At 53.5% G+C, this 13025-nt stretch carries 11 protein-coding genes; 7 read left to right on the forward strand and 4 right to left on the reverse strand.

From position 1 onward, the window contains the following. Positions 1-236: 236 nt before the first annotated feature. The 7 genes from ilvA to FZ040_RS03890 all read left to right on the forward strand — a co-directional run bounded on the left by ilvA (position 237) and on the right by FZ040_RS03890 (position 7998). Positions 237-1487: a threonine ammonia-lyase gene (gene ilvA, locus FZ040_RS03860; RefSeq protein ID WP_149170804.1), complete on the forward strand. Its 1251-nt coding sequence runs from the start codon at positions 237-239 to the stop codon at positions 1485-1487. 208 nt (positions 1488-1695) lie between these two features. Next, positions 1696-3231, forward strand: coding sequence for an L-lactate permease (locus FZ040_RS03865; RefSeq protein WP_149170805.1), 1536 nt, complete (start codon positions 1696-1698; stop codon positions 3229-3231). A 151-nt stretch (positions 3232-3382) separates the two neighbouring features. Then, the gene (murQ, locus tag FZ040_RS03870) at positions 3383-4294 is read left to right on the forward strand and encodes an N-acetylmuramic acid 6-phosphate etherase (RefSeq protein WP_149170806.1); all 912 of its coding nucleotides are present in this window, start codon (positions 3383-3385) and stop codon (positions 4292-4294) included. Next, entirely contained in the window at positions 4291-5670 is a 1380-nt protein-coding gene (locus FZ040_RS03875) for a PTS transporter subunit EIIC (protein ID WP_149170807.1), read from the forward strand. Before murQ ends, FZ040_RS03875 begins: the two co-directional genes overlap by 4 nt. A gap of 45 nt (positions 5671-5715) precedes the next feature. After that, complete coding sequence (locus tag FZ040_RS03880; protein ID WP_149170808.1) at positions 5716-6798, forward strand: DUF871 domain-containing protein; 1083 nt, start codon at positions 5716-5718, stop codon at positions 6796-6798. Positions 6799-6839: 41 nt separating this feature from the next. Beyond that, positions 6840-7211: an ArsR/SmtB family transcription factor gene (locus tag FZ040_RS03885; protein ID WP_149170809.1), complete on the forward strand. Its 372-nt coding sequence runs from the start codon at positions 6840-6842 to the stop codon at positions 7209-7211. A 28-nt stretch (positions 7212-7239) separates the two neighbouring features. Further along, positions 7240-7998, forward strand: a complete 759-nt coding sequence (locus FZ040_RS03890; RefSeq protein WP_149170810.1) for a C40 family peptidase — start codon at positions 7240-7242, stop codon at positions 7996-7998. A gap of 45 nt (positions 7999-8043) precedes the next feature. On the opposite strand, the gene FZ040_RS03895 is transcribed toward FZ040_RS03890, so the two are convergent. The 4 genes from FZ040_RS03895 to cobA all read right to left on the reverse strand — a co-directional run bounded on the left by FZ040_RS03895 (position 8044) and on the right by cobA (position 13015). Next, positions 8044-8802: a sigma-70 family RNA polymerase sigma factor gene (locus FZ040_RS03895; protein ID WP_149170811.1), complete on the reverse strand. Its 759-nt coding sequence runs from the start codon at positions 8800-8802 to the stop codon at positions 8044-8046. A 375-nt stretch (positions 8803-9177) separates the two neighbouring features. Next, on the reverse strand, positions 9178-10497 hold the full coding sequence (gene hemL / locus FZ040_RS03900) for a glutamate-1-semialdehyde 2,1-aminomutase (protein ID WP_149170812.1): 1320 nt from the start codon (positions 10495-10497) through the stop codon (positions 9178-9180). Positions 10498-10500: 3 nt separating this feature from the next. After that, positions 10501-11481, reverse strand: coding sequence for a porphobilinogen synthase (gene hemB / locus FZ040_RS03905; RefSeq protein ID WP_149170813.1), 981 nt, complete (start codon positions 11479-11481; stop codon positions 10501-10503). 19 nt (positions 11482-11500) lie between these two features. Then, positions 11501-13015 (reverse strand): uroporphyrinogen-III C-methyltransferase, encoded by a 1515-nt coding sequence (gene cobA, locus FZ040_RS03910; protein ID WP_149170814.1) that lies wholly within the window; start codon positions 13013-13015, stop codon positions 11501-11503. Positions 13016-13025 lie beyond the last annotated feature (10 nt).

Below are 13025 nucleotides of genomic sequence, written 5' to 3' on the forward strand. Positions count from 1 at the left end.
CTGGATTCCTCCCCCGTGAGTCTTATACTGTATAGTTCGCTGAATTTCCACAAAATTCCTCTAATTTTTATAAAACTATCGAAATTTTTCTCGGGCAAAATCTCGTTGACAATAATTGTAAAAAGATGATAAACTTTATTAAACATTTACGGGATATTTATCGATATTTCATCGATATCACTGTAACTACATTCTTATTTAATAATATATCTGTATTTATCAAGGAGGCCTTTTCCATGCCGAAAAAAGAACCAGCCGCCCCATCCAATCAGGAAATTGTTGCCGCTACGACTATTTCCGGCGTCTATCAAGCAGCCCGCCAGCTCGAAGGGGTTGTCAAGAAAACGCCGCTGATTCCCAGCGACTTTTTCTCGGAACAGTCCGGCAACCAGGTATTCTTAAAGCCGGAAAACCTCCAGCATACCGGCGCCTTCAAACTGCGCGGTGCTTATAACAAAATAAGCCAGCTGACGGAAGAAGAACGGGCCAAAGGCGTCATCACTGCATCAGCCGGCAACCACGCCCAGGGTGTTGCCTATGCCGCCCAAAAACTTGGGGTAAAAGCAGTCATCTGCATGCCAGCAACCACACCGATTCTCAAGGTTGAAGGCACCAAAGCCCTCGGAGCAGAAGTCGTACTGCATGGCGATGGGTTCGACGATGCCTTTGCCTACAGCCTGAAACTGCAGAAAAAATACGGTTATGTCTACATCCATCCCTTCAACGATTTGCAGGTTCTCCTGGGCCAGGGCACGACTGCGCTGGAAATCATCGATGCCTGCAAAGATATCGATGCTATCCTCGTCCCGATTGGCGGTGGCGGTTTTGCCTCCGGCGTTGCCCTGGCTACCAAGCTCGTCAATCCCGATATCCAGGTCATCGGTGTCGAACCGGAAAACGCTGCCTGCATGAAAGCAGCCCTCGACAACGACAAAATCATCACCCTTGACAGTGCTGATACGGTAGCAGACGGTTGTGCCGTAAAGACAGCCGGCACACTGACCTTCGAATTCTGCAAAAAATACCTCGACGATATCATTACAGTTTCCGAAATGGAAATCATGGGTGCTTTGCTTGCTCTGATTGAAAAACACAAACTCATTGCGGAAGGTGCCGGCGTACTCTCACTGGCGGCATTGACAAAGCTTCCGTTCAAAGGAAAGAAAGTTGCCGCTATCGTCAGCGGCGGCAATATCGACATTTCCATGATTTCCGCACTGATTGAAAAAGCCCTGATTGCCCGCAGCCGCGTATTTTGCTTTGCGGTTCCGCTGCCGGATAAACCGGGCCAGCTGCTTAATGTCTCCCGTATCCTGGCCGAAGAAAATGCCAATGTCATCGAACTCAATCACAACCAGGCCAAAGTTACCGACAGTTTCAAAAAAGTTGTTTTGGAGGTCACCGTCGAAACGCATAACGAAGACCATGTCAATCGCATCATCGGTGCATTAAACAAGAATGGTTACGAAGTCGACCGCCTCTATTGATAGTATTTCTACCGAAAAGGAACCCATTTTTCTCTGGGTTCTTTTTCTTTCCCTCGTACTGTATTGTTATTCATAGTTTTCTAAAAATAGAACCTTTTACCAGGTGCATTGACTTTTTTTAGTACCTGCTTATATAATGAAGTATCTTATTTATATATTTAATATTTTTTCACGATGTTCTGTCATCAAAAGAAAGGAATGAACTCATTTGGTTCTACTCGCACTGTCCCCAATTCTTTGGTTGGTCGTTGCGCTGAGCATCCTTCATATGCCCGGTCACAAGGCCTGCCTCCTGGCCCTCCTCATCTCGATTGTTGTCGGCATGGGGCTCTATGACATGACCGCTTTGCACGCTTTCCAGGCTTTCCTTGAAGGTGTTGCCCTGGCTTGCTGGCCTATCCTTTTGGTCATCATTGCCGCCATCTTCACGTACAACCTTTCCCTGCACACCAAAGGCATGGATGTCATCAAGAAAATGCTCACCTCGGTCAGCCATGACCGCCGCGTGCTGATTCTCCTGATTGGCTGGGGCTTTGGCGGTTTCCTCGAGGGTATGGCTGGCTTTGGTACGGCTATCGCCATACCGGCCGGCATGCTTGCCGGTATCGGCATCAATCCGATTATGGCTGCCTCCGTCTGCCTGATTGCCAACTCGGTACCGACTGCTTATGGTTCCATCGGTATTCCACTGGTAACCCTCGGCAGCGTCACGGGCAATGACCCGACTACGCTTGCAACCTACACCTGCCTGCAGCTTGCTCCGCTGACGATTCTCTGCCCGACGCTTATGACAATCGTTGCTGGTGGCGGCAAGCTCAAGGCACTGAAGGGCATGACCGTCATGTGCATTGCTGCAGCTCTCGGCTTCCTTATCCCGGAGCTGGTTGTCGCTCACTTCATGGGCCCGGAACTGGCTGTTGTCGCCGGTGCCATCGGTGCCATGGGTGCCATTGTCGGCTGTGCAAAACTGTTCCCGGTAAACGACCCGGAATACGCTATGCCTTCCCATGATGACGAGGAGCCGGTTACCGCTGCTGGCGGATTCAAAGCATGGCTGCCGTTCATTCTCATCTTCGTATTCCTGCTGGCTACGTCGAAACTCGTTCCGGCACTTCATGATCCGCTTAACCTCATCAAAACTTCTGTCCTCATTTACGATGGCGAAGGTGGTACACCATACACCTTTACCTGGGTTGCTACCCCGGGTATCCTGATCCTGCTGGCTGCTTTCATCGGTGGCAGCGTTCAGGGTGCTGGCATCGGTGAGATGCTCAGCGTCTTCAAGAAAACCGTCATCAACCTTCGTTTCACGATTGTTACGATTATTGCCGTCATCGCTACGGCAAAAGTCATGGGTTATGCTGGCATGACCCACGAAATTGCCGAAACGGCCGTCGCTGCTACGGGGACTGCTTATCCGTGCATTGCTGCCTTCATCGGCTCTATCGGTACGTTCATCACCGGTTCGGCAACGTCGAGCTGTGTACTGTTCGGCAAGCTGCAGACGGATTCTGCTCTGGCAATCGGTGCAACGCCGGCCGCCCAGGCCTGGATTGCCGCAGCGAATGCCACGGGCGCCTGCGCTGGTAAAATGGTATCGCCACAGAGCATTGCCATCGCCGTTGCTTCGATTGGTGTCACCGGCGTCGACGGCCAGTTATTAAAATTTGCCGTTCGCTACTACGTTCCGTTTGTCATCGTCATGGGCCTTATCGTGTACTTTGGCCAGAGCGTTGTCGGCTAAACCATAACCTTATATTGCTAACCATTTAAACCAACCATAAAGCGGCTGCCAAACGGCAGCCGTTTTTCTTATGCAGGCAAAAGCGAACGTTTTCCTCTTTCCTCGCGTTATATGCTATACTAGTACTAAGTGCAACAAAAAGGAGATTCCAATGATTCAATTAAATAAGCTTACGACCGAACGTCGTAATCCCCATACCTCCCATATTGATGAATTAAGTACCCTCGAAATGGTGACGGCCATCAATCGCGAAGACCAGCAGGTTCCATTGGCCGTTGAAAAAGTATTGCCACAGATTGCCCAGGCTGTCGACCTCATCACCGAGAGACTCAAAAATGGCGGCCGCCTCTTTTATATCGGCGCTGGTACTTCCGGCCGGCTTGGCATCCTTGACGCCGTTGAATGCCCCCCCACTTATGGAACGGCTCCGGAAATGGTACAAGGGCTTATCGCCGGCGGAACCCCGGCTATCTTCAAAGCCCAGGAAGGGGCCGAAGACAATCCTGCCCTTGCCGCTAAGGATTTGACCGCTGCCGGCTTTTCTGCCTGTGATGTGCTGGTCGGCATCGCGGCCTCCGGGCGCACGCCTTATGTAATCGGCGGCATCGAATACGCCAAAAAAATCAAGGCACCGACCATCGCCTTATCCTGCAGCGAAAATTCCCAAATAGCCGCACTTGCCGATATTGCCATCACCCCGATCACCGGGCCAGAAGCTGTCACTGGCAGCACCCGCATGAAAGCCGGCACCGCACAAAAACTGGTACTCAATATGCTGTCTACTGGCACCATGATAAAATTGGGCAAGGTCTACGGAAATCTCATGGTCGATGTAAAGACCTCCAACCTCAAACTCGAGGAACGGGCCCGCCGCATCGTCATGGAAGCGACAGGCTGCAGCCGCGACGAAGCCATTGCGGTACTCGCCCAAGCGCAGGGACGGGCAAAACTCGCTATCCTGCTGCAACTCACAGGCTGCAGTGCCGAGGAAGGACGAGAGCTGCTAAAAAAGGCAGAAGGAAAACTCGGCAGCGCCTTGCATGAAATGGAGAAACAGGCATGAACTATGAAAAAATCGCCAGTCAGATTTTCCTGATTACAGGACCTGCTGACAACATCAAAACCATAAACCACTGTATGACCCGCCTCCGTCTGGTACTTTTAAAGACACCACCAGACATCGAGCAGCGTCTGAAGTCTATCGAGGGCGTTCTTGGCGTCAATCAAAACGAGGACGAATTACAGATTATCTTAGGACCTGGCCGCGTGGATAATGTCACCGACGAATTTTCAAAACTTGCGGCGGACGCCGGCTCTGCTTCAGGCGAGAAACCGGCCGCTGCTGCCGAAAGAAAACCACAAATTGGCGATGGCAAAGAACTTCATGCACAAATCCGCGCTAAAAACGCCACGCCGGTAAAACTATTCTTCAAGCGAATCGCCAGCATTTTCGTGCCGCTTATCCCAGCCTTTATCGCCTGCGGCCTTATCAGCGGCCTGTTAAACGTCGTTGCCAAGGCTGACCCATCCGCAACGGCTGCCGCCTGGTTCCAGCTGCTCGCAGTTGCTGGCAATGTCATCTTCTGGGGGATGAATCTTTTCATCGGCTTCAATGCTGCCAAAGAATTTGGCGGCACCCCTATCCTTGGCGGCATTCTCGGCGGACTTATCACCCATCCGGGGCTGGCAGGAATCACTCTCAACAGTACCCAGCTCGTTCCCGGCCGCGGCGGAGTCATTTCGGTACTGCTCATCGCCGCCCTTGGCGCCTTGGTGGAGAAACGCTTGCGCCGCCTTATCCCCGAGATGTTCTGCCTGTTTTTGGTACCACTCTTTACTTTCCTCATCACCGGCACAATTGCCATCCTGTTTTTACAGCCATTCGGTGGTTTTCTGTCCGACCTCATCGGCCAGACGGTAACTACTGCCATAAATGCCGGCGGTGCCATCACCGGCTTTGTTCTTGGCGGCCTGTGGCTGCCCCTCGTCATGCTTGGGCTCCATCAGGCATTTACCCCGATTCACGTCGACCTGCTCGCCCGTTACGGCGTAACCATACTGCTGCCTATCCTGGCCATGGCGGGAGCCGGTCAGGTCGGTGCCAGCTTTGCCGTTTACTTCAAAACCAACAACAAGCACCTCAAGCAGACCGTTGCCTCAGCGCTTCCGGTTGGCATCATGGGCATTGGCGAACCGCTTATCTACGGTGTGACCTTCCCGCTGGGCCGGCCCTTTATCGGTGCCTGCATTGGCGGTGCTTTTGGCGGAGCTGTTCAGGCAGCTTTTGGCATCGGCTCAGCTACGCTTGGCATTTCCGGCCTGCCGCTGGCAGCTGGTACTGACCATATCGCCCTTTACCTCTTGGGGCTGGTCACAGCTTATGCGGCTGGCTTTGCCGCCACCTGGCTGCTCGGCTTTGACGATCCTGCCGAGGAATAACCTCCCGGCACCATCAAATATCAACAGATAAAGAAGGAATATTTCATGAACAATGGTATTTCCATTTACCCGGGTCTTGATAACACCCTGGAAGAAAATCTCGAACTCATCGATAAAGCCGCAGCCTGCGGCTTTCGCCGTATCTTTACCTCCCTGCATATCCCCGAGACAAACGTCCAAGCCTTGAAACGCGAGCTGTCGGAGCTCCTGCGGGAAGCCCGCCGCCACGATATGGAAATCATATCCGATATTTCTCCGGCCACCATGGATTTGCTGGGTATCAAGGAATTTTCGCCTTCGGCATTCCGCATGCTCGGAATCACCACGCTGCGGCTCGATTACGGCTTTGGCCTCGAGGAAATTGTAAAACTCTCCCACAACAAGCAGGATATCCGCATCCAGCTCAATGCCTCAACCATTACGGGCAAACTGCTCAGTGCTTTGGTAGAGATGCAGGCCAACTTCCGCCAGATTGATGCCCTGCATAACTTCTACCCCCGCCGTGGCACGGGAATCAGCGAGGAATGCCTCGTGCGCAAGACCATGATGCTGCACAAGCTGAAAATCAAGACGGGCGCCTTTGTCCCAAGTCAGGGACGCCGCCGAAGCCCTTTGCAGGATGGCCTCCCCACTATGGAGGACCATCGGGATGAAGCGGCTGAACTCGCCTCCCGCCACCTCATTGCCCTGGGAATCGACTCCGTCTTCCTTGCCGACAGCCTTCCCACCGATGAAGAACTTCACGCCATCGGTTCCTTAAGCAATGACCAGGTCACGCTGGGCGCCAAACTCCTGACTAAAGACCCGGTACAGCGCGAGCTGCTGTCCCACACCTTCACAGCCCGGGCCGACGAAGCCCGCGATGCCATCCGCGCCGAGGAAAGCCGCCTGATCCTAAAGGATATGGGCATGAAAATCCAGCCGGACAATACCATCATCCGGCCGATTGGCGCAGTCACGCTGGATAACGCAGATTATAAGCGCTATATGGGCGAACTTCAGATTATCCGTACGCCACAGGAGGCCGATGCACGAACCAATGTAGCCGCCATGGTCGAGGAAAGCGAAGTCAACATGCTCCAGTACATCACTCCGGGACGAAAGTTTTCATTCCGATTCAAAGAATAAACTGCTATAATATACATAATTGAATGTAATGGGAGGATTTTATGGACGATCATACCGCTAACGATGACCTCTGCGAGGTCTATCACACGCATCCGGACCGGTTGCAGGACTGCGCCATCCATAAACTTGATGACGATACCAGTCTGGCATTGGCCGATGTCTTTAAAACACTTGGAGATAAAACCCGCATCAAACTCCTCTCTCTGCTGGCTTCTGAAGAGGAGCTCTGCGTCTGCGATATCGCCGAAGCACTTCAGATGGGACAATCCGCCATCTCGCATCAGCTGCGCGTGCTTCGTGCTGCCCGTCTTGTGAAATTCCGCAAAGTGGGCAAAGAGGCTTTTTATTCCCTGGACGATGACCATGTGCTAAAACTCATGCGTCAGGGACTCGACCACGTTCGCGAGGCTTAATCCGAAAACAACAGAAAGGACGACGACTATGAAACGACCACGGCTGCTTCGAACCGGCATTGTCACCTGCCTGTCGCTTGTCATGCTGACCGGCGCAGTACTGGCATCGCCTACACTTCGCTCCGGTTCCACCGGACATGATGTACTGCTGTTGCAGAAAAAACTCAAGACTGTCGGCTATACCATCCATTCCGTTGATGGTGTCTACGGCGATGAGACCGAACGCGCTGTGGCCGAATTCCAGCGGGATCAAAAAATCCGCATCACGGGAATCGTCAACAATGCCACTTGGCGGGCTCTGCAAAAAGCCAAGAAACGGACCTGGGGCAGCAATGTCCCCAAACCTGAACCGATTCCGGTTCCAACGACCGGTGGCGGGCAGCTGGCACCAGATAACCAGCCGATTCTTGCTCCCGGCAAGGTAAACGCCATTATCCGCACGGCCAAATCCTACATTGGCGTCCCCTACAAATTCGGCGGAGACACGCCCAAGGCCTTTGACTGCTCGGGATACCTGCAATACGTCTTTGCCCAGAACGGAATCACCATCCCCCGCACAGCCGATGAACAGTATAAACTCGGCCGGCGCACGACCAGCAGCCGCCAGCTTGTCCCGGGCGATTTGGTTTTCTTCACCACGTATGAACCCGGCGCCTCTCACTGCGGCATTTATCTGGGCAATGGGCAATTCATCCACGCCAGCTCTAGCAAAGGCGTTCGCATTGATGAATTATCCAACAGCTACTGGTCCCCGCGTTACTACGGCGGAAAACATATTGTAAAATGACATAGAAAAAGCCTCCGGCTCAGCCGGAGGCTTTTCTTCTATCCATCAGGCACTTATCTGCAACAGAATATCCTGCAGGTTTAATGCCACCAATTCATCTTCATGCGAGTCCTCACACTCGGTCATCATCAGCAGCTGCTGGACTACCAGATAATTCCGGAACATCTCCACCGTGATGTCCTGCTTTGCCATGATATGCCGGCGCATTTTGCGCTTGGAACGCTGCAGGGCATTGTCGACACTCTTAATGGAACCACCGATTTCATCGGCAATCTCCTGATAGGACATCCCGCGCACATAGGACAGGAAGATACGGTAGTCAAATGGTGTCAATTCTCTGCTTACCACCGACTGGCAAAATTCATAGTCTTCCTTCATCACCAGGCAAAACTCTGGATTTGCCTCCAATTCGTCACTGACCAGAATATCCAGCAGGGTGTAGTTCTCACTCTCTTCGGCAATCGAATAATCCAGTGAATAAGCCGTATTAAGCGGCTGGTTTTTAAGCCGCTGCAAAGCCTTTACTGCCGTGATGAACTGACAGCGTACACAGTGCTGTGCAAAGACACCAAATGGAATCTTCTTTTCCGGTTTATAATCGCGCATAGCCTTGAAGAAGCCAATCTGCCCTTCTTGGTATAAATCCTCCTGGGCAATATTGCGTAAACAATTCCAACGAGTCTGGCCGCCAATCATTGGTGCATAGCGTTTCAACATCATTTGAACCAGCTGGTCATCCCCATTCAGCTGATACAATGCTACTATTTCTTCATCGGTCATCTCTTTCCAGCTATCCTTAGACAAGACTCTATCCCACTCCTATCTTCTGCTATCCGATTTCCCTTCTTACCTTACTCTAATCTATCTTAACATGACATTAATAGGAGATACAATATGACTATTTTCCCTAAATTTCCTAATTTATCCCTTCACAGACATACACGTTAATAGTGATACTAGCCTTTATCTGGCTCGATGCTCTCCATCAACATCATAACTCCCTCTACTTTACTAGGACCTTCCTCCTATAATATCAATTCATCTTCTCGTTATTCCTATTGTATTTCACTATTATTTCCAATTGTTCCCATTTCTTATTTCGCTCCACTACAACGAAAATCCGCCGGCTTTAACTGCCGACGGACTTTCGTAGCGATGGGCGATAAATCCCATATCCTTTTATTTTCTGCTGTCAGCCACAGCCTGGAAGGCAGCAGCCGAAGCTTCAATGGTGCGGTCAATATCCTCGTCGCTATGAGCGCCACTCATGAAGAGCGTCTCAAACTGCGACGGAGCCAGATAAATGCCCTGTTCGAGCATAGCCTTGAACCAGACCTTGAAGGCCTCCTGATCCGAGGCACAGGAATCTTCATAATCAAAGACATCGTTGTCGTTGAAGAAGATGCCGAACATCGAGCCAGCCTGATGCGCCTGAATCGTGACGCCGGCTTCCTTAGCCTTTTCCTGCCAGCCCAGCAGGAGCTTCTTCGTCTTGAGCGTGAGCTCACGGCTGTAATCGGCTTTGCCTTCCTCAGGTTCAGCCGTAATGATCTTGAGCGTTTCAAGACCTGCGGTCATAGCCAGCGGGTTGCCCGAAAGCGTGCCTGCCTGATAAACCGGGCCGGCCGGCGAAACTTTCTGCATGATGTCACGGCGTCCGCCATAAGCGGCAACCGGCAGGCCGCCGCCGATGATTTTGCCAAGGCAGGTGATATCGGGCGTAATGCCATAAGCTGCCTGCGCACCGCCTAACGATGCACGGAACCCGCACATGACCTCATCGAAAATCAACAGGGCGCCATGCTTTTCCGTAAGGCTGCGCAGCGTGCGCAGATAGCCCTGTTTCGGCGGCACGCAGCCCATGTTGCCAGCCACCGGCTCGACGATGACGGCTGCAATCTCGTCGCCAATCTCATCCATGACCTTCGTGATGGCCTCGGCATCATTGTACGGCACCGAAATCGTGTCCTGAGCCGTTCCTTTCGTGACGCCCGGCGAGCTCGGCACGCCAAACGTCGCCATGCCCGAACCGGCATTGACGAGCAGGCTGTCGCTATGGCCGTGATAGCAGCCGATGAATTTGACGATCTTCTCCCGGCCCGTATAACCGCGCGCAAGGCGCAGCGCGCTCATCGTCGCCTCGGTGCCAGAATTTACCATGCGGATGACTTCAATCGACGGGTAGACCTGCATGACGAGCTTGGCCAGCTCGGACTCGATGCAGGTCGGTGCGCCATAGCTCGTGCCGCGCGTTGCTGCCTCCTGCAGGGCTTTGACGACCTGCGGATGCGCATGGCCGACGACCATCGGGCCCCATGAGCCAACATAATCGATGTACTCATTGCCATCGATGTCGTAAATCTTATCGCCTTCGGCCCGCGCGATGAACGGCGGATTGCAGTCGACACTGGCATAGGAACGGACCGGACTGTTGACGCCGCCCGGCATCAGCTTTTTGGCCTCAGCAAATGCGGCAGCGGATTTTTCAAGATTCAGCATAGATTACTCCTCTTCTTTGAGCCATTTGGCTGCATCAATGGCATGATATGTGATGATGATATCGGCACCAGCGCGCTTCATGCCCATAAGCGTCTCGAGCACGATGCGCTTCTCATCGATCCAGCCGTTAGCAGCAGCCGCCTTGACCATCGCATACTCGCCGCTGACGTTGTAGACAGCGACCGGATGATGGATATGGTCGCGAACCTGACGCACGACATCAAGATAAGCCAGCGCCGGTTTTACCATGATGATATCCGCGCCCTCGGCAATATCGAGATCGACTTCCTTGATGGCCTCATGCGCATTAGCCGGGTCCATCTGATACTGGCGGCGGTCGCCAAAGCTCGGCGCACTGTCAGCTGCATCGCGGAACGGACCATAGTAGCCCGAAGCGTATTTGACCGCATAGCTCATGATGGACACATTGACATAACCAGCCTCGTCGAGAGCCTCGCGAATAGCAGCCACCCGGCCGTCCATCATATCGGACGGTGCGACGATGTCAGCACCAGCCTTGGCCTGCGATACCGCGACCTTCTGCAACAGTTTGAGCGTCTTATCGTTATCGACGTAGTGGTCCTCCAGGTGACCACAATGGCCATGGGAGGTATACTGGCACAGGCAGACATCGCCGACGACCATCATTTCCGGAACGGCTTCCTTGATGGCCTTGATGGCGCGCTGTACCGGGCTTGTCATATCCCAGGCACTCGAGCCGTCTTCATCCTTATATTCTGGCAGGCCAAAGACCTCGACGGAAGGGATGCCAAGCTCCCAGCACTCCTGCGCTGCTTTTACGGCATTATCAACCGACAGATGATAGCAGTTCGGCATACTCGGGATTTCTTCTTTGATATTTTCTCCCGGAACGACAAACAGCGGATAAACAAAATCCTTTGCGGAAAGAGTCGTCTCACGAACCATAGCACGCATGGCCGGGGAAATGCGCATGCGGCGCGGACGGAGTTTCTGAGTATACATAAAATCCATCTCCTATGAATCAGATATTTGCCTTGATTGCCTCGACGAGACCATCAATCGTGTATTCATTGGCAACGATATCAGGCTCGATGCCGTTCGTTTTCGCCGTCTCAGCCGTAACGGGGCCGATAGCGGCCGTCTTCACACCAGCCAGGGCCTCAGCCGAGCCCACGATGCGGATAAGGTTCTTCACCGTCGAAGAGCTCGTGAACGTCACGAGGTCGATTTCGCCGTTTTTGAGCTGCGCCTTGAGCGCCTCGCCGTCAACATCGGCTGCCACCGTCTGATAGACGGGCGCCACATCGACCACTGCTCCCTGCTCGCGGAGTTTTTCGGGCAGGATTTCCCTTGCCTCCTGCGCACGCGGAATCAGTATCTTCGCATGCGGCGGCAGCTTGCCCTTGAGCGCCTCTAATACGCCTTCTGCCCGGAATTCCTGCGGCACGACGTCGGCGATGATGCCATAGCCCTTGAGTTTTTCTGCCGTGGCGCTGCCGATAGCCGCTACCTTGGCATAACCGAGTGCACGCGCGTCCTTGCCGGCTTTCAGCAGACGGGCAAAGAAATGCTCCACGCCGTTGGTGCTCGTAAAGATAAGCCACTGATAGTCACTGAGCCTATCAATTGCCCCATCAATGGCCGCATAATCATCGGCCGGTGCTTCGATGCGGATAGCCGGCGTCTCGATGACCTTGGCCCCGAGCTGCTCGAGGCGGGCCGTGAGTTTCGACGCCTGACTGCGCGCCCGCGTGACAAGAACCGTCTTGCCAAACAACGGATGCGTCTTGGGCTCGTCAAACCACTGGAGTTTCTCACGCAGGTTGACGACATCGCCGACGATGAAGATTGCCGGCGGCTTGAGATTGGCCTTGGCCACATCTTCAGCGGCCGTGCCGACCGTCGTCATCAGTACGCGCTGCTCAGGCTTCGTGCCCCAGCGGATGACGGCAGCCGGCGTGTCGGCCGGACGGCCGTTTTCGATGAGTTTGGCCGTGATATGCGGCAGATTGGCTACGCCCATCAGGAATACGAGCGTATCGACGCCAGTCGCCAGATGCTCCCAGCGCATATTGCTCTTGCCTTTAGTCGGGTCCTCATGGCCCGTGACGACCGCAAACGAGGTCGCCACTGCGCGATGCGTGACCGGAATGCCCGCATAGGCCGGTACCGAAATCGCCGACGTGATGCCCGGCACAATCTCAAACGGCAGGCCATTTTCCTGCAGCAACAGGCCCTCCTCGCCGCCACGGCCAAAGACAAACGGGTCACCGCCCTTGAGGCGCACGACACATTTGCCCTCCCTGGCCTTGTCGACGAGCAGCTGATTGATATCCTCCTGCTTCATCGTGTGGTTGCTCGATGCCTTGCCAACGTAGATATACTCCGCATCATCAGGAGCCCACTGGAGGATGCGGTCATCAGCCAGACGGTCATAGACGACAACTTCTGCCTGTTTCAGGCAATCCACTGCCTTAAGGCTGATCAAACGATAATCCCCGGGGCCAGCCCCCACCAAGTAAACCATTCCTGCCATTTATATCTCT

The organism is Pseudoselenomonas ruminis (assembly GCF_008271295.1).
GTDB lineage: Bacteria > Bacillota > Negativicutes > Selenomonadales > Selenomonadaceae > Selenomonas_A > Selenomonas_A ruminis.